Below are 17,444 nucleotides of genomic sequence, written 5' to 3'. Positions count from 1 at the left end.
GATGGTACTGCACTCGGGAGGGTGTGGGAGAGTAGGACACCGCCGGACAATCTTTCGTTCAGGGCCACCCCTTTCGGGGTGGCCCTGAACGCATTGGGGGTTCATCCGCTGACGCGGAACAGCGCTCCGGTGGGATGCGGTGAAGGCACCCGCGGACCGGGCAAGTTCATCCCGCCGACATGGGGAAAGGGCGCTGCCGCAGGCCCGCAACATGGGCATGAACGCGACCACCGTGGCTGCCATGGTTGTCGAGCATCGCCCTGCCGAGCTGGGCTGGGTCGAGCCGGACGACAACTCCCCGCAGACAGGGAGAAGGCCTATCGCGGGCCCGCAACGTGGGCGTGGACGCGGGCCGGGAGGCGCGGGCGGTGGGTGACCTCGACGGGGGTGGGGGGGGGGGGGGCGGGGGGGGGGGGGGGGGGGGCCCCCCCCCGGGCCGGGGGGGGGGGGGGGGGGGGCCCCCCCCCCCCCCCCCGACACCAAAAAAACACACCCCCCCCCCCCCCCCCCCCCCCCCCCCCCCCACCCCCACCCACCCGACACCGCAACAAACGCCTCAGACAGCGCCCACCCCCACCCACCCCGACACCGCAACAAACGCCTTAGGCAGCGCCCACCCCCACCCCACCCGGGCCGCCACACAGAACGGGACGCGGACCGAGGCAGGCCCACGCCCGATCAGGGCGAAGGAGTCACGCACCCGTCCGAGATCCGCCGCCTGGTGAGGAACAGAGCCCGCGCGGGTGTGCGTACGCCGGAAAGGAGCTGCCCCGCCGGCGGGGCAGGCGGGGCAGCGACGTGCGGGAGTGGGACGGACGTCAGGACGGTTCGCGGGCGCAGATGAAGCGCGGCTCGGCGTCGTAGCGCCAGGTGAACTTCTCCCGCTTGACGACCTTGCCGTCCTTCTTGATGATCCGGAAGGCGTCCTGGGTGAAGCCCTGGCTGCCGCTGGCGGGGATGCAGGTGGGGCCCGGCTCCAGATAGACGGTCTTCGGCTGGGTGATGTTGCGCCGCGGGCTGTACTCCGTCTTCACGCTGTCCCAGATCTTGGTGCTCCAGACGGACACCGTGATGGAACTGGACGTGTACGAGGTGTCGATCAGGACGCCGTACTCGGTGTTGTTGCGGAACTTGAAGTCCAGGTCCGGCCAGAAGATGGTCGACTCGATGACCGCCGGGTACCGGCTGAACCAGTACGAGTGCGGCTTGTGCTCGACGTCCTCCAGGCCCGCGTAGTAGGTCGCGTTGAACAGCGTGGTGGTGAACTGCGAGGTGCCGCCGCCCACGCCCGGCACCAGCTTGCCGTTCAGGATGACCGGGGCGTCCCGGTAGCCCTGGGCGTAGCCGCGCTCACCGGTGTGCCCGTTGAGCGAGAACGTCTCGCCGGGCAGCACGACCGTGCCGTCCACGTCCTTGGCGATCGTGATGATGTTCTGGCTGCGCGGCGAGGAGAGCCCACCGGTGAACCGGGTGGTGAACGTGGACACCCGCTCCTTGATGCCGAGCCCGGCCAGCTTCTCCGTGGTCAGCTCCGGCTCGGCCGGCTTCAGCTCGCCGGTGACCTTCCGGTCCTCCGCCTTCGACAGGACGGCCAGCAGGTCGCGGCCGAGGGCGGCGCTGTCGAGCTGCTGCCCCGGCTTGCCGTCGACGACCTTCGGCTTGCCTCCGGAGATGGTCATCCGGGCGTCCTTCGGCGGCACCTCGATCGTCGCCAGGTCGTCGCCGAGCGCGGCGCGCAGCCGCTTCACGTCGACCTGTGGGGTCAGCTTGCCGGCCTCGTCGGCGGTGAACCGCAGGCTCCTCGCGATCGCCTTCGGCGGGATCTGCACGGAGCCCTTGTCGGTGGTGAGCGTGACCGGCGCGGCGACGGCCGGCTCCGCCAGCTCGGCGACCAGCCGGTCCACCTCCTCGGCGGTGGTCGCCGGGTGCGTCTCGACCAGCGGCACGGTCACCGGCTGGCGGCTCAGCCAGCCCTCCCGCACCACCTGCGCGGAGCGCTCCGGATCCAGCGCGAGGCTCGGCTTCGGGTGCACCGCCTTCGGCGTGGTGCCCTTCCAGGTGATCGCCGGCATCGTCATCTTCCGGCCCTGGCCGCCGGCCACCTTCTTCAGGGCGGCGTCGAGCCGGGCGACGTCCACGGTCACCACCGGCTGGACCGCGCGGGACCCGACGAGCCGGTCGACCGCGTGCGCGTCCGCCTCGGCCGCCGCCGCCACGGTGGCGTCGACGTCGACCGCCAGGCCGACCTCGGCCGGGACGATCTCGGCGGTTCGCTCGCCGACGCGTACCGACAGGGGGGTCGCGAGCTCGGCGGCGCGGCGGTCCAGCGCCGCCCGCAGTTCCCGGGCGGCGTCCGCGCGGCTCTTTCCGCCGAGCTCCGCCCCGAGCACCGTCGTCCCGCGGGGCACGTCACCGGCGTACGCGTAGGCACCCACCCCCGCTACGGAGGCCAGCACCGCCGTGGCGACACCGGCGGCGAGCAGCAGGCGGACCCGGCGCGACCGGGGCCCTCCGCCCGGTCGGCCGGCGGGCACGACGGGCTCCGGCTCGTCACCCGGCCAGGTCACCGCGGCGACCTGCACGGTGGGCCGGTCGTCGGCAGGTGGGTTCTTCTCGCCGTACAGCGTCACGGTCACCTCGATCGGGGCATACCACAAGGGGGGAGCGCGCGCCCCGCCCGGAAGACACCTACGGTAACCGGCGGCCCGGCACGGCGGCAGTCTGCGCCCCTCCCGTTGCGGCAGCGCGTGTCGCGCGGCGTGTTGGCGGGGGGCCGCCCGGGCGCGGGGCGCGGCGGCGGCCATGGCACGGTAGGGGCATGCGAGCGGACGAGGCGGTCCTGGCGTACGGCGGCGGCTGGCTGGACCGGGCGGGGGAGTTGCGCGCCGACCCGGAGCGGATCGCGGCGCTGATGGCCGACCCGGGCAGCGTCGTCCTGCCGTTCTGGCGGGACCGCTGCCTGGTCGCGGAGGACGTGCCGGTGCGGTTGACCGGCGACCTGGCGGCCGGGGTGCTCGCCCTCGCCGACGAGACCGCCTTCCTGGGCCTGGGCGACGACACGTCGGCCGTCTTCGCGGTGGACCTTTCCGGCCTGTCCGAGGCCGCCGCCGTCGAGGCGGCCGGGGCGGACGCCGCCGTGGACGTCCGGGCGTTGGTCGGCCGGCTCGGTCCGGCCGAGGCGGCCGTCCAGGCGTACGCGCGGGGGCTGCTGCACTGGCACCGGCAGCAGCGCTTCTGCGGCGCCTGCGGGGCGTCGACCGTGGCCCGGGGCGGGGGACACGTCCGGTCCTGCACCGGGGCGGACTGCGGCCGGCTCCTCTTTCCCCGGATCGAACCGGCGGTCATCGTGCTGGTCGAGGCGCCCGGAGCCCCGGACCGCTGCCTGCTGGCCCGGCACGCGGGCGCGCGCGAGGGGGCGTACTCGACGCTCGCCGGTTTCGTGGAGGTGGGCGAGAGCCTGGAGGACGCCGTCCGGCGGGAGATGGCCGAGGAGGCCGGGGTGACGGTGACCGACCTGACGTACGTGGGGTCGCAGGCGTGGCCGTTCCCGGCGGGACTGATGGTCGGCTTCCGGGCCACCGCCGCGTCCGAGGAGGTGCGGGTGGACGGCGAGGAACTGCTGGAGGCGCGCTGGTTCACCCGGGACGAGCTGCGCGAGCGGGTGGCCGCCGGGTGGCCGCTCGGCCGGGTCGACTCGATCGACCACCACCTGCTCCGATCCTGGCTCGCCGCCGGAGCCTGACTCACTCCACGAGCACGGCGACGGGCGCGGACGGCGGGCCCGTGTCGACGCCGTCGGTGGCCGCGACCCGGAACTCGTAGCGGTGGCCCCGGGTCAGCAGTACGGCGGTGAAGTCGGTTCCGGCCACGGGGTAGGGATCCGTCCGCCAGCTCGTACCGGACGTGACATCCCGGAGCTGGACGCGGTAGGCGAGGCCAGGGCCGGCCTGACGCCAGCTCAGCCGCGCCTCACCGTTGCCGCTCGCCGTCACCGCCAGCCCGCCCGGCGTGGGCAGCCGCGGCGTGGCCCGGACCGGCCTGCTCAGCCGACCCGGACCGGCCTGGTTGGCGGCGGCGACCGCGAACTCGTACTCGTGGCCGTTGCGCAGCTGGTGGATGGTGGCCTCGGTGCCCTGCACGGCCACCTTCTCCTCGGTGAATTCCCGCTCCCCGGCGGTGAGGTCCCGCCGGTAGACGCGGTGCCATCCGCCGGGGTTGGTCGAGCGCCAGGCCAGCTCCACCTGACCCGGCCCGACCTTCGTCACCCGCAGGCCGGCCGGCACCACCTTCGGCGCGGTGAACCGCGCCCGGGCCCGGACCGGCGGGGAGAGGGGCCCCTCGCCGCCGCTGTTGACGGCGCTGACGGCGAACTCGTACTCGTGGTCGTGTCGGAGGTACCGGGCGAGGTGGTTCGCCCTGGTGTCCAGCGACGGCGAGCCGAGGCGGGTCTCGCCCGCCGTCACGTCCCGTCGGTAGACGCGGTAGGAGACGCCGGGTCCGAGGCCGGCCCAGTTGAGCCGGATGTCGCCGTCCGGCTGGGGGCTGGCGGTCGGCCGGGCCGGCGCGGCCGGCGGGGTGACGAACGCGGTGGCCCGGACCGGCGCGGAGGGTCGGCTGTCCCCGCCGCCGCCGACCGCGACGACGGTGAACTCGTACGTCCGCGCGTGCCACAGCGAGTCGACGGTCGCGCTGGTGCCGGTGAACGTGCCGACCAGGGCCGGTGCCCGCTGGCCCGATGTGACGTCGCGCTGGTACAGCCGGAACAGTTGGACGAACGGCAGCGGGTCCCAGCGCACCGCGACGTCCCCGGTCCGCCCGGCCGCCGCCCGCAGCCCGCCGGGCGGCGCAGGTGGCGGCACGGTGGCGGTCATCCGCGCCACCGGCGACGGCGGGCCTTCGCCCCGGCGCCCGAGCGTGGTCACCCGGAACTCGTACTCGTGCCCGTTGACGAGGAAGTCGGCGGAGAAGCGGGGCTCGGCGGTCGGCTCGCCGATGCGGACGAAGTGGGTCTGGCCGGCGGTCACGTCCCGGCGGTGGACCAGGTAACGCGGGTCGTCATCGGCCCTGACGGGGCGCCAGCGCAGCTCGGCGTTGCCCGCGCCCCGCGCGTCGGCGGTGAGCGCGGCCGGAGCTGGCGGCACGTCGGCCCGGTCCGGCCGGGGGCGGGGCCAGTCGACCTCGACGAAACGCGGCCGGTAGACGCCGGCGTCGGCGTACGTCACCGCGTCGTCGACGTTGTTGACGTTGTACGAGATCAGCAGCTTTCCCGGACGGGCCAGGTCGGGGTGCAGGTCGGCGTCGTAGACGAGGTGCCCGGCGTCGGTCTCCGCGGCGCTGTGCAGGTAGTCCGGCCCCTCGAACGGCCCCGTCGGCCCGGCGGCGGAGTAGGCCACGAGGTCGCCGCTGAACACGAGGTTGTTCTCGTGGGTCACGAGCACGTACCGGTCCCCGACCCGCTGCACGCCGTACGACGTGCCGACGCCGCTGAGGACGCGGGCGGACCGGTCCACCTCGGACGCCCAGCCGCTGCCCGTCCAGAACTCCCACGGGCCCGTGAGATCGTCCCCGGCGACCCGGGCCACGTGCGCGAACTTGGTGTCGCCGCTCGCCTCGGTCCCGTAGATCCAGGTGTGCCCGCCGTCGCGGAGCAGCGCGGAGCCCCAGGAGATCCGCTGCCCCAGCGGCAGCGGCCGGACGGCGGTGGGAGCCAGGCCGGGTAACGCGAAGGTGGCCAGCGACGTGCCCAGCAGGACGTGGTCCAGCGGGCCGGCGCCGGTCCGGCGGTAGCGGTTGACCAGCATCTGGAGGCTCTGGCCGACGACCTGGGCGTCGCCGACCCAGTGGAACTGGTCGGCGGCCGGTGGTGGCACCAGCGAAGCGGGCTCCTCGGCGGTGCCGCCGTGCACGGTCTCGCGCAGTTCCTCGCCCTGCTGCACGACCATCGAGTTGTTGATGAACGACGCGGTGTCGGGCCGGGAACCGTCCGGATCGACCGGGCCGAGGAAGGTGTCGGAGAAGAGCCAGAGCAGCCGGCCGTCGGGGAGTCGGACGGAGGCTGTCCGGTCGGCGCCGTTCCACCGGCCCGAGGTGTCGCCGTAGCGGTCGAAGAGGGCGGTGAGCCGCTCGGCCGACATGCCGCCCTCGGCCCGCGCCCGGCCGGGGACGCCGGCGGTCAGGCTGACCACCAGCGCGGCGGCGTACAGCACGAGCAGCCAGCGGGTGTGCGGACGGGCCTCCCGTCGGCGGGATCCGGTCGTGGCCATGCTGACGCTCACCAGAAACCCCCGTCTCCTGGTTATCCGTCCCGCACTGTGACATGTGCTCCCGGTGGATGGGTAGTGGCCGTCCGGGCGGGTTTCGCCCTGCCGCCGCGTTCGTGGGCCATCGTCAGCAGCCCGGTCGCCACGGCGGTGACGGCCGCCGTCACCAGGGCCGCCCCGGCGATCCCGGCGATGCTCCGTGGCACGACGGTCGCGACCGCGGCCACGTACACCACCGTCGACAGCCACAGTGGAGCGGCAGGCCACCGGGCCGATGCCGCGACCCGGGCGTTCACCAGGATGAAGACCACCGCGTACAGTGCGCCGGTGGCGGCGAAGAGTGGGGCGTAGCGGCCGGACCCGGCGTACGCCGGGCCGCCGGCCAGGCGGAAGGCGAGCCCGCCGGCCAGCGCCGAGCCCAGCACCAGCACCGCCCCGGCGCCGGCGACCAGGGCCAGCGCGGTGACCAGGGCGCGGCGGTCACCCTTCGCCAGGCGGGGCAGCGCGATCACGGTCACCACCTGCGGCGCCCAGAGGGCGCCCTTGGTCAGCACGGTGCCGACGGCGTAGGGGCCGGAGACGTCCGGCGGTAGGAAGCGGCGGGCGAGCAGCAGGTCCACGTACGAGACGACCAGCATCGCCAGCGTGGCGCCGCTGGCGGTGAGCACGGTCCGGGTGGCGAGCGAGGGTGCCGTCGGGTCGATGCCGGAGCCCCGGTTGAGGCGTACCAGCAGGGCGAGCACCAGGACCGAGGTGACCGCCCCGGCCAGCAGCGACCCGGTGAGCCCGCCGCCGAGCGAGAGCCCCGCCACCATGCCCCCGTAGCGTCCGGCGCCGAGCAGCGCCATGCCGCCGGCGAGCCGCAGGAAGCGCTGGTCGCCCTGCAACTCGCCGAGCCAGCGGCCGGCCGCGACGACCGCCACGGTGAGCACGCCGAGCAGCAGCACCGCCGGGGCGGCCAGCCGGAGCTGCACGGCGGCCACCGGCAGCGTCACGGCGAGCAGCACGGCGGTGACGACGAGCGTGAGCAGGGTCGGTCGCGTGGTGGCGGCGTGGCCGTGGCGGGCCCGGTGCACGGCGACCGCGATCTGCAGCCCGGTGCCGGCCACACCGCCTATCGCGCCCAACGCGAGGAGGGTGGCCAGCGCGCTCAGCTCCGCCGGGTCGAGGTGTCGGGCGCCGAGGACGGGCACCACGTAGGCCAGCCCGTTGACGAAGACGCCGGCCAGCGTCACCGCCACCCCTGCGGCGCCGAGACCGGTCGCCCGGCCGCGCCTGTCCGAATCCGTTCCCATCACCGCCCCGGGTCGCCGGCACTCCCGGCTGTGCGGCGGGCGCGCGTACAGTGGCGCCACGCCGGTGCCACGCCCGGTCAGCGTAGTGAGGAGGTCAACCCTGCGGGAGAGGTCGATGCTCGCCGGGCTCGGGCTGGCCGTCACCCTGCTGGTGCTGGCTCCGCTGGCGGCTCCCGGATACGTGCTCAGTTACGACATGGTCTTCGTGCCGCACCAGCCGTGGCGCGCGGAACTCGTCGTCCCGTCCGACTCGCTGCCCCGGGCGGTGCCGTTGGACGCCCTGGTGTCGCTGGCCAGTCAGGTGGTGCCCGGTTGGCTGGTGCAGCGGCTGGTGCTGGTCGCGGTGCTGCTGCTCGCCACCGTCGGCGCCGGGTTGCTGGTGCCGGCGCGGCACCCGGTCACCCGGCTGGTGGCCGCCGTCGGGTACGCGTGGACGCCATACCTGGCGGAACGGCTGCTGATCGGGCACTGGGGCCTGCTGCTGGCGTACGCGTCGCTGCCCTGGCTGGTGTCGGCGGTGCTCCGGTTGCGCGCCGGTGGGCGGCGGGCGCTGCCGCTGCTGGTGCTGGCCGCCGTGCCTGCGGCGGTGACCCCGACCGGCGGCCTCATCGCCCTGGCCAGCACCGTCGTGCTGGCGTCGCGGCGGGCCGGGGGCCGGGTCGGGGCGGCTGCGGTGGGGCTCGTGCTGCTGCTGAACGCGCCCTGGTTGGTGGCGGCGGCCCTGACCCGGGCGGATGCCCGGACCGACCCCGACGGGGTGGCGGCGTTCGCGGCGCGGGCGGAGAACTGGAGTGGCGCGCTCGGCGCGCTGGCCGGCACCGGCGGGATCTGGAACGCGCAGACGACGCCGGAGAGCCGCTCGTCCCCGCTGGCGCCGGTGGCCACCGCCGTCGTGCTGGCCGTGGCGGTCCTCGGCTACCGGACGTTGAGCCGCCGGTGGTCGGGTGGGCTCGCGCACCGGCTCGCCGGGCTGGCGGCCGGCGGTTTCCTGCTCGCCGCTCTGGGCGTGCTGCCCGGCCTGGGCGGGCTGCTGGAGTGGTCGGTGGCCACGGTGCCGGGGGCCGGGGTGCTGCGCGACGGGCAGAAGTTCCTCGTCCCGTACGCCCTGCTGGTCGCCGTCGGGTTCGCGCTCGGCGTGGAGCGGCTGGCCGAGGCGGCGGGTCGGGTCGGTCGGGTGGGCGCGGGTGCGGTGCTCGCCGGGGCGCTGGTCCTGCCCGTGGTGGTGCTGCCGGACCTGGCGTTCGGCGCGGCCGGCCGGCTGCGACCGGTGGCCTATCCGGCGGACTGGAACGCCGTCGCCGCCCGCCTCGACGGCCGGCCGGGCGAGGTGCTCTCGCTGCCGTTCGGGGCTTACCGGGCGTACCCGTGGAACGGCGGTCGGACGGCGCTCGACCCGCTGCCCCGCTATGTCGACGCCGACGTCCTCGTCGACGACACGCTCTGGGTCGGCCCGAGCGAGGTGAGCGGGGAGAATCCGCGGGCGGCGCAGGTGCGGCGGGTGCTCGCCACCGGTGCTCCGGTGACGGCCACCGGTGTGCGCTGGGTGGTGGTGCAACGGGTGGCCGGCGGCCACCGGGTGGACCCGGCGATGCTGGTCGGGCTCCGCGAGGTGCACGCCGGCACGGACCTGACCCTGTACGAGAACCCGATGGCGGGCGGCTGACCGGCCGCGAGCGCGCCCACCGGCTGGTATCGATCGTCCTCGTGGCCCTCCCCACCGTCGCTACTTGGTGGTAACGTCCCGCGCACGCAGCTCACGAGGAGGAAGTCAGCACCATGCGCAGTGCTCTCTCGTTGGTTCTCGCCGGAGTGATCGCGGTCGCTCTCGGCGTCTTCGGGTCGGTGGCGCTGGCCACCACCCTCACCGGCACCTCGTCGTCCGAGGCCGCCAAGGCCGAGCAGTCCGCGCGGACCAGCTCGGACGGTGGCAGCGGTGGCGCCAACAAGCCGCTGGTCTACGGCGCGAGGTAGGACGGCTCCACCGGCTCCATCTGCTCCGCCGGCACCACCACCCGAACGTTCGCGGCCCTCGCCACGAGGGCCGCGAATTTTTCGCCCGAGACCGGCCAGGTGAAGCGGGCCGCGTGCGCCCGCGCCGCCGCGCCCATCGCGGTACGCAGGGCATGGTCGGTGAGCAGCACGCGCACCTTGGCGACGAAGTCGTCGATGTCGTCCGCGAGCAGGCCGGTCTCGCCGTCGACGAGCGCCTCCTCGACCCCGCCGGCGCCGCGGAACGCGATCGTCGGCGTGCCCACCGCCCCGGCCTCCACGATGGTCAGCCCCCAGCCCTCCTTCAGCGAGGGAGTGAGCGCGACCCACGCGCTGGCCAGCAGTTCCCCCTTCTCCGCGTCGCTGACGAAGCCGGTGAACCGGACCCGGTCGGTGATGCCCAGCTCGCTGGCGAGCCGGCGCAGGTGCGGCTCCCACCAGCCCTGACCGGCGACCACGAGGGTGAGGCCGGGCAGCTCGCCGGCGAGCCCGGCGACCGCGTGCAGGGCCAGTTCGACCTGCTTGTGCGGCACCAGCCGGCCGAGCACCACCAGGGACGGGTGCGGGGTGCGCGGCACCGGCCCGACTGGCATGTCCGGCGTGCCGTTGTGCACGACGGCGATGCGGGCGAGATCGATGCCGAGGGTGGCCAGCTCCCGGCGGGTGGCCTCGGAGACCGTCACGTACCGGCACCGGCGGTAGACGCGCGGGGCCAGCCAGGACTCCACCCACCAGCCGAAGCGCGCCAGCCAGCGGCCCAGCACCACGGGCCACTGCTCCCGGTGCACGTGGTGTACCAGCGCGATCACCGGACAGAGGGCGTACAGGGCGGAGAGGAAGGGCAGGCCGTTGCCCACGTCCACGATCACGTCCGGTCGGCCACCCCGGCGCCGGGCCAGCGGCCCGAGGCCCAGCGCTCCGGCCAGGTAGATCAACGCGGCACGCAGGTAGACGGTGTGCCGCCCGCCGCGACGCAGCACCCGCACCCCGTCGGCGGTGACCTCCTCGGCGGGACCGGCGGAGTGCGTGGCGCAGAGCAGCGTGGCGCGGTGGCCCCGGCGTACGAGTTCCCCGGCGATCCGCTCGACGTACACCTCCGAGCCGCCGCCCTCGGGGTTCCGGATGTCACGCCAGTTGAGGAAAAGTACGTGCCGGTTGGCGGCAGGCGGTGCTTCCACACTTACTCCTACTGCCGAGTAGTCTTCGCGTCGCGTCACACTATGGGCTTCGTCACGCCCCCCGCAATGCCCCATCGGAGGCGACATGCAGCAGGCGCCGGCCCGTCCGGAGCTGACCGACCGGCCGGACGACACATCGACAAGGGTGTGGCGTCTTCGCTTGGTCGCGGTCTGTCTCGGTTTGTCGGCCCTGGCGTTCCTCCAGGATCCAGGCCTGATCGCCATCGACACCAAGGTGGACCTGGCGGTCGATCCGGCCGGATGGTTGAGTCGCGCCCTGCACGTCTGGGACCCGGACGGGACCTTCGGCCAGCTCCAGAATCAGGCGTACGGCTACCTCTGGCCGATGGGCCCGTTCTTCCTCCTCGGCAAGCTGCTCGCCATCCCGGCCTGGGTGGTGCAGCGGCTCTGGTGGGCGCTGCTCATGACGGTGGCCTGCACCGGCGTGGTCCGGCTGGCCGAGCGGCTGCACGTCGGCACGCCGGGGGCCCGGCTGGTCGCCGGGGTCGCCTTCGCGCTCTCCCCCCGGCTGGTCACCGAGCTCGGCCCGATCTCGGTGGAGGCGTGGCCGAGCGCCCTCGCCCCCTGGGTGCTGGTGCCCCTGGTGGGGCTGGCCCGAGGCGGGTCGGTGCGCCGCGCGGTCACCCGGTCCGCGCTGGTGGTGGCGTGTGCCGGGGGCGTCAACGCGACGGCGGTACTGGCCGTCGTGCCGCTGGCCGGCCTCCTGCTGGTCGGCCTGCACCCGTTCCGGCTGCGGATCACGGCGTTGGCCGCCTGGGGCCTGGCGGTGGGCGCGGCGACCGCCTGGTGGCTGGTGCCCCTGCTCCTGCTGGGCCGGTACAGTCCGCCGTTCCTCGACTACATCGAGACGGCGCCGGTCACCACCGCACCCACCGACACGACCACCGTGCTGCGCGGCGCCTCGCACTGGCACGCGTACCTCAACGGCGCGTACGGGCCGCCCTGGTCTGCCGGCTGGCGGCTGGCCACCGAGCGACCGCTGGTCGTCGCGACCCTGGTGGTCGCCGGCCTCGGCCTGGTCGGCCTGGCCCGGCGGGGCATGCCGCACCGGCGTCTCCTGATCACCGGCCTGCTGGTCGGGCTGGCCCTGGTCGGGCTCGGTCACGTCGGCGCGGTCGACGGGCTGGGCGCGCAGACGCAGCGGGACTTCCTCGACGCGGCCGGCGCACCGCTGCGCAACGTGCACAAGTTCGACGTGGTGCTCCGGCTGCCGCTCATCCTCGGCCTGGCCCACCTGCTCGGGCTGGTGGCGCGGGCGGCCCGGGCGGCCGACCGGCCCGACCTGAACCCCGGCCTGCCCCGCCTGCTCCAGCCGGTGCGGCTGCGTGCCACCCTGGTCACCGGCACCGCCCTCGTCGCGGTCGCCGGGGTGGCCGCGCCCGCCCTGGCCGCCGGGCTGCCCGCCCAGGGCAGCTTCCGCGAGGTGCCCGGCTACTGGCACCAGGCGACGTCCTGGCTGGACCGCAACCTCGGCATGGACCGGGTGCTGGTGGTGCCCGCCGCCCGTTTCCCCCGCTACCTCTGGGGCAGCCCGAGCGACGAGGTCACCCAGCCCCTGTTGGAGAGCGGCTGGGCGGTGCGCAGCTCCGTGCCGCTCACCCCGCCGGGCACGATCCGCCTGCTCGACACCGTCGAGGCCGCGCTGGCCAACGGCGAGGGCTCCGCCGGGCTGGCCGACCTGCTCGCCCGCTCGGGCGTGCGGTACCTGCTGCTCCGCTCCGATCTCGACTACGGGCGCTCCGGGGCCACCCAGCCGGTGGTGGTCCGGCAGGCGCTGCAACGCTCACCCGGCATCCGTGCGGTGCGCGCCTTCGGGCCGGAGGTCGGCGGCGGCCAACTGCCCGGCAACTTCGTCGACCACGGGCTGGACGTGAAGGTCCGGGCCCTGGAGGTGTACGAGGTCGAGAAGCCGGTCAGCCCGGTCGTCGCGTACGACACGGAGGGACTGACCACGGTGGTGGGCGGGCCGGAGTCGCTGCTCCAGGTCGCCGCGGCCGGCCGGCTCTCGGACGCCCCGACGGTGCTGGCGGGGGACCGGCCGGCGGGGCTGGCCGGCAGCCCGGTGGTGCTCACCGACGGGTTGCGTCGGCGTGAGGTCGCGTTCGGCCAACCACACGACAACGCCTCGGCGACCATGACACCCGCCGACGAGTCGCGGCTCGGCGCGCCCGCCCGGGACTACCTGCCGCCGTGGGGCGAGGACCAGGCGACCACCGTGCGCTACCTCGGCATCGAGTCGGTCACCGCGTCGAGCTCCTGGTCGGACGCCCAGCCGTTGGTCGGCGGCCGGCCGGCGCACCAGCCGTACGCGGCGCTCGACGGCAGCCTCGCCACCTCCTGGCGCTCGGCGCCGGGCACCCTGGCCACCGAGCAGTGGCTGGAGGTGGAGTTGACCGAGCCGCAGGTGGTCCGCGACGTGGGGCTCGTTTTCGACACCGGCGCCGACTCCCTGCCCACCCGGATCACCGTCGCCGCCGGCAACCAGCAGGCGGTGGTGGAGAACCCGGGCCAGAGCGTGCAGGTCACGGTGCCCGCCGGCCACCCGACCCGCCGGATCCGGGTCTCCGTCGACCAGGTCTTCGACATCCGGGCCGGCTTCGGCGGCGTCGGCATCGCCGAGTTGTCCATCCCCGGCCTGCGGGTCGAGCGGACCCTGGCCGTGCCGGCGCCGCCGGCCAGCGCCGCCCCGGCGGCCGTGGTGCTCACGGCCGCCGCCGGCGCCTCGCCCTGCGTCTTCGACGAGGGCCGGCCGATCTGCGACGGCGGGCTGGCCAGGGAGTCCGAGGACGGCGACCGGATCGACCGGACGCTGAGCCTGCCGATCGCCGCCGGCTACGACGTGGCGCTGCGGGTACGCCCCCGGGCGGGGAGCGCCCTGAACGCGTTGCTCGACGGCGGTGGCGAGGCGGCCGTCGCGCGCGGCGTCAGCCCGGCGGTCGCCGCCTCCAGCATCGGCGTTCCCCACCCCGCGGCCCGGCCGGGCGCGGTCGTCGACGGCGACCCGGCGACGACGTGGTACGCCGCCGCGTCCGACCGGCAGCCGTGGCTGCGCCTGACCTGGCCCAAGGCGCGCCAGATCGCCGGGCTGAAGGTGACCCTGCCACCCACGGCAGCGGCCGCCCGCCCGTGGCAGGCGACCGTGATCGGGGACGGCGGCATGCGCGGCGGCGTCTTCGACGAGGGCGGCAGCCTGGTCTTCGACCGGCCGCTGAAGACCGACCAGATCACCGTGCTGATCTCCGACGTCGTGCCGGCCAACACCTTTGACCCGTACCGGCGGTTGTCGCGGAGCCTGCCCGTCGGCGTGGGCGAGCTGATCGTGCTGCCCGAGGGCCCGGTGCTGCGCAACGACCCGGAGGAGCACGTCACGCTTCCCTGCGGCACCGGGCCCACCGTCGAGGTCGGGACCCACCGGCGCCGGACGGCGCTCGTGGCCAGCCGGCGGGAGTTGGTGGAGCTGCGCGAGGTGGACGCGGTGCTCTGCGGCGCCCGTGCGGAGGATCCGCTGCCGCTGGCCGGCGGGGAGGTGCGGGTGGTGGCGACGGCGAGCCGCCTGGCAACGCCGGCCCGGCTCGTCCTCACCCCCGACGCCGTCGTTCCGGGGCGCACCGACGGCGGCGCGGCCGGCACGGCGGGCGTGCCGGAGGCCACCCAGACCCCGGTCCGGGTGGACGGCTGGGCGGCCACCCGGCGGTCGCTGCACCTGGACGCGTATCCGGGCCAGCGGGTGCTGGCCCTGCGGGAGAACGCCAACGCGGGGTGGGAGGCCACCGCGGGCGGCAGGCGGCTCACCCCGTTCGTGGTGGACGGCTGGCAGCAGGGCTGGCTGGTGCCGGCCGGTTTCTCCGGCGAGGTGCTGCTCCGGTTCGCCCCGGACGACGGCTACGTCGTGGCGCTGGGCGTCGGCGCGATCCTGCTGGGCGGGGTCGGGGTGGCCGCCGCGCTGCCGAGCCGGCGTGTCCCGCCACCGCTGGCGGCTCCGGCGCGTCGCCGCCGGCACCGACTGCTCGCCCTGCTCTTCGGTGGGGTGGCGCTGCTGCTGTTCGGTGGCCTGGCGGCGGTCGCGGTCGCGCTGCTGGCGGCGGCCGGTGTGCTGGCCGGTCACGTGCTGGAGCCGCAGCTGCACCCGCCGGACCGGCACCGGCTGCACCGGCTGTACCGGGTGGCCGGACGCTGGCTGCCGGTGGGCTGCTTCGCGCTGGCCGGCTGGTACGCGGTGACCCGCGGCGGGCACACCGCGGCGGCGCCTCAGCTGGCGGCGGTCGCGGCTGTGACGGTGCTCTGGTTCTCGGTCGTGCTCCCGCCGCGGCGCGGCCACGGCCCGTTCCAGCGTTGGAAGGGGCGCTCGACGGCGTAGTAGCTGAGCGCGGCGAGGACCAGCCCGCCGGCGACGGTGAGCAGGAAGATCTGGCCCGTGTCGCCGGTGAAGTTCGGCCGGTCCGTGAGGAGGTAGACCCCCTCCAGCACGAAGGGGTGCCAGAGGAACAGCCCGTAGGAGACCCGACCGAGCCACCGGCCGACGACGCCGCCGAGGACGGCCTTGGTCCGGGTGTCCGGCCCGAACGCCACCGGCAGCACCAGCATCACCGCCACCACGGCGTACAGCGCCATCTTCAGCCCGAACTGGGCGGCGGTGGGTTCGGCCAGGTCCCGGGGCCCGACGATCGGCGTGGTGGCGACGGCCAGCGCGGCCAGCGCGACCGACCAGCACGCCAGCGGCGCCGTGCCGAGGTCGTCCAGCCACCGCCACCGGTGCCCGGTGCCGGTGCGCAGCGACACGTGGACGGTGGCCAGCGCCATGCCGGCGCCGAACCAGCCGGCGTAGGACGGCAGCCACATGGTGTGCAGGCCCAGGTCGAGCAGGTCGAGCCCCATCAGGGCCACCCAGCCGGCGGTGACCGCCAGCCCCGCCACGACGATGACGACGGTCGTCCGGCCGGGACGCCAGCGCCGGCCGAGCAGGAGCGCGGCCAGCAGCGGGAGCAGCAGGTAGAAGGCCGCCTCGGTGGCGAGGCTCCACGTCTGGCTGAGGCCGTGCCGCAACTGCCGGGGCTCGTAGATCTGGGCCAGCGCCAGGTGCCGCCACCAGTCGCCGGCGGACGCCGGCCGGTTCTGCGGCAGCACCAGCAGGCAGACCACCACGGTCACCCAGTACGCGGGCAGGATCCGGGTCGCGCGTCGCCACAGGTAGCGCCGGGCGGACGGGGGCCGCTGCCGGGTCGCCAGCGTGTGCGCGTACGGGCGGAAGAGCAGGAACCCGGAGAGCACGAAGAAGACGGCGACGCCCACGTCGAGCCGGGACAGCCAGCTGCCCAGCCCCGAGTCGCCGGTGTTCGCGCCCGTGGCGAACCCGACGTGGTGCCCGACGACGGCCAGCGCGCCGATCACCCGTACGGCGTCGAGCGCGGGCAGCCGGCGGAGGCCCTGATCGGTGGTGGGGGCAGACATCAACCGTCCAGAGGGTCGCGTGAATATGTAACCCGGGAGTAACCTGCGGCCAAGTTTAGGGACAGGACCCCCTCGCCGGACACCGGCTGACTGTCTTTGTTGGGAGGATCAGTGAAGGCTCGCCTGGGCGCCCTGCTGTTCGGGATAGGCGTCTTGTGTCTCGTGCTCGCCGCGGGAGCGGCGTTCTTCGTGGCACCGACGGTGACGAAACTGCCGTACGACCTCGCACTCTGCAACGCGGAGGGCAAGCCCGAGGGGTGCCTGAAGCCAAGCGTCGCGGTGGCGGAGAACGCGAAGTTCCTGCAGCTGAAGAAGGACGCCCCGCCGACGGTCCAGACCGGCACGCTGGAGGCCACCACCGAGGTGGCGCCGCAGGCCGGCGTTACCGAGGCGGAGATGACCGGCGACCTGGAGGGCGAGGCGGTCGTCTGGGGCGCGTACGGCACGGTCAAGTGGACCCAGACCGGTGAGGTGATCAGCCAGTACTCCGCGGAGTTGGCGCTGGACCGGCGGACCGCTGCCGCGGTCGGGTGGGACAAGCAGTTCCTCCAGGCCGACGGGCCGGAGGGGCCGAGCGAGGTCACCTTCGGCGGGCAGGTCTACAAGTTCCCGTTCCACACCGAGCGCAAGGACTACGAGTACTTCGACCGTGACGTGCGCAAGGCGCTGCCGATCCGGTTCGACGGCACCGAGAAGGTCGACGGCATCGAGGCGTACCGGTTCCAGCAGGTCATCGAGGAGACCGACCTGGGCCTGCCGGCCGACCGGGTCAGCGGCCTGCTCGGGGCGTTCGCGCCGGGCGCGACCAGCGGCAAGGTGATGTACAGCAACACCCGCACCATCTGGGTCGAGCCGGTCAGCGGCAACTTCGTCAAGGTGCGGGAGCAGCAGAAGAAGACGCTGGTGCCGGACCAGGGCACGGCCACCGCGCTGCTGGACGCCGACTTCGTCTACACCGACCAGACCATCGCCAACAGCGTGGAGTCCGCCGGGAACAACCGGGACAAGTTGCAGTTGATCGGTCGGACCATCCCGCTCGGGCTGGCGGTCATCGGTGCGCTGGCGCTGCTCGTCGGCCTCTGGCTGGTGCTCTCGGGTCGGCGGGCCACCGCCGCCGCGCGGCACCGCGCCGACGACAGCGACGCCGCCGCGTCGGCAGAGCAGCAGGAGGTCACGTCCGGGGCGCCCGTGCGGGGCGGCGACGGCGAGGCCGGGGACCGGTAGCAGGTCGCCGGGCGTCGCCCACCGTGGCA

Annotated in this window: 9 protein-coding genes and 1 pseudogene; 5 read left to right on the top strand and 5 right to left on the bottom strand. The window is 74.8% G+C overall.

Translation table 11 applies throughout. From position 1 onward, the window contains the following. Window positions 1–818: 818 nt before the first annotated feature. A complete protein-coding gene (locus tag ACZ6Q9_RS27305) occupies window positions 819–2,636 on the bottom strand; it encodes a VanW family protein (RefSeq protein WP_396830060.1) in 1,818 nt (605 codons plus the stop codon). 182 nt (window positions 2,637–2,818) lie between these two features. Between ACZ6Q9_RS27305 and nudC the strand changes: the two genes are divergently transcribed. Beyond that, a complete protein-coding gene (gene nudC / locus ACZ6Q9_RS27300) occupies window positions 2,819–3,742 on the top strand; it encodes an NAD(+) diphosphatase (RefSeq protein WP_393271150.1) in 924 nt (307 codons plus the stop codon). Between the two features lies 1 nt (window position 3,743). Here the strand turns inward: nudC and ACZ6Q9_RS27295 are convergent, their stop codons facing one another. Both ACZ6Q9_RS27295 and ACZ6Q9_RS27290 read right to left on the bottom strand, forming a co-directional pair. Then, window positions 3,744–6,263: a fibronectin type III domain-containing protein gene (locus ACZ6Q9_RS27295; protein ID WP_396830061.1), complete on the bottom strand. Its 2,520-nt coding sequence runs from the start codon at window positions 6,261–6,263 to the stop codon at window positions 3,744–3,746. A gap of 32 nt (window positions 6,264–6,295) precedes the next feature. Beyond that, window positions 6,296–7,555: a polysaccharide biosynthesis protein gene (locus ACZ6Q9_RS27290; RefSeq protein WP_396830062.1), complete on the bottom strand. Its 1,260-nt coding sequence runs from the start codon at window positions 7,553–7,555 to the stop codon at window positions 6,296–6,298. Window positions 7,556–7,670: 115 nt separating this feature from the next. Between ACZ6Q9_RS27290 and ACZ6Q9_RS27285 the strand changes: the two are divergent. Both ACZ6Q9_RS27285 and ACZ6Q9_RS27280 read left to right on the top strand, forming a co-directional pair. Beyond that, a pseudogene (locus tag ACZ6Q9_RS27285) lies at window positions 7,671–9,203 on the top strand (MmpA family trehalose lipid delivery protein); the annotation flags it as partial. A gap of 128 nt (window positions 9,204–9,331) precedes the next feature. After that, entirely contained in the window at window positions 9,332–9,526 is a 195-nt protein-coding gene (locus ACZ6Q9_RS27280) for a hypothetical protein (protein WP_350709619.1), read from the top strand. Here ACZ6Q9_RS27280 and ACZ6Q9_RS27275 read toward each other — a convergent pair. Continuing rightward, on the bottom strand, window positions 9,511–10,722 hold the full coding sequence (locus ACZ6Q9_RS27275) for a glycosyltransferase family 4 protein (RefSeq protein ID WP_396830063.1): 1,212 nt from the start codon (window positions 10,720–10,722) through the stop codon (window positions 9,511–9,513). The two genes, ACZ6Q9_RS27280 and ACZ6Q9_RS27275, sit on opposite strands and share 16 nt — an antisense overlap. Window positions 10,723–10,807: 85 nt before the next feature. On the opposite strand from ACZ6Q9_RS27275, the gene ACZ6Q9_RS27270 reads away from it, so the two are divergent. Beyond that, complete coding sequence (locus ACZ6Q9_RS27270) at window positions 10,808–15,100, top strand: alpha-(1->3)-arabinofuranosyltransferase domain-containing protein (protein WP_466021441.1); 4,293 nt, start codon at window positions 10,808–10,810, stop codon at window positions 15,098–15,100. Here the strand turns inward: ACZ6Q9_RS27270 and ACZ6Q9_RS27265 are convergent. Then, on the bottom strand, window positions 14,992–16,191 hold the full coding sequence (locus ACZ6Q9_RS27265; protein WP_396830065.1) for an acyltransferase family protein: 1,200 nt from the start codon (window positions 16,189–16,191) through the stop codon (window positions 14,992–14,994). The two genes, ACZ6Q9_RS27270 and ACZ6Q9_RS27265, sit on opposite strands and share 109 nt — an antisense overlap. A gap of 111 nt (window positions 16,192–16,302) precedes the next feature. On the opposite strand from ACZ6Q9_RS27265, the gene pgfA reads away from it, so the two are divergent. Beyond that, a complete protein-coding gene (pgfA, locus tag ACZ6Q9_RS27260) occupies window positions 16,303–17,415 on the top strand; it encodes a cell envelope lipid trafficking protein PgfA (protein WP_393271163.1) in 1,113 nt (370 codons plus the stop codon). Window positions 17,416–17,444 lie beyond the last annotated feature (29 nt).

It is taken from the genome of Micromonospora sp. NPDC049139, assembly GCF_055586845.1.
Note: the sequence above shows the minus strand (reverse complement) of the source record. Positions and strands in the feature narration are given on the sequence as shown.

Coding starts and splice junctions, on each gene's coding strand:
- ACZ6Q9_RS27290 (WP_396830062.1), bottom strand. CDS start 7,555: ATGGGAACGGATTCGGACAGGCGCGGCCGGGCGACCGGTCTCGGCGCC.
- ACZ6Q9_RS27265 (WP_396830065.1), bottom strand. CDS start 16,191: ATGTCTGCCCCCACCACCGATCAGGGCCTCCGCCGGCTGCCCGCGCTC.
- nudC (WP_393271150.1), top strand. CDS start 2,819: ATGCGAGCGGACGAGGCGGTCCTGGCGTACGGCGGCGGCTGGCTGGAC.
- ACZ6Q9_RS27270 (WP_466021441.1), top strand. CDS start 10,808: ATGCAGCAGGCGCCGGCCCGTCCGGAGCTGACCGACCGGCCGGACGAC.
- ACZ6Q9_RS27295 (WP_396830061.1), bottom strand. CDS start 6,263: ATGGCCACGACCGGATCCCGCCGACGGGAGGCCCGTCCGCACACCCGC.
- ACZ6Q9_RS27280 (WP_350709619.1), top strand. CDS start 9,332: ATGCGCAGTGCTCTCTCGTTGGTTCTCGCCGGAGTGATCGCGGTCGCT.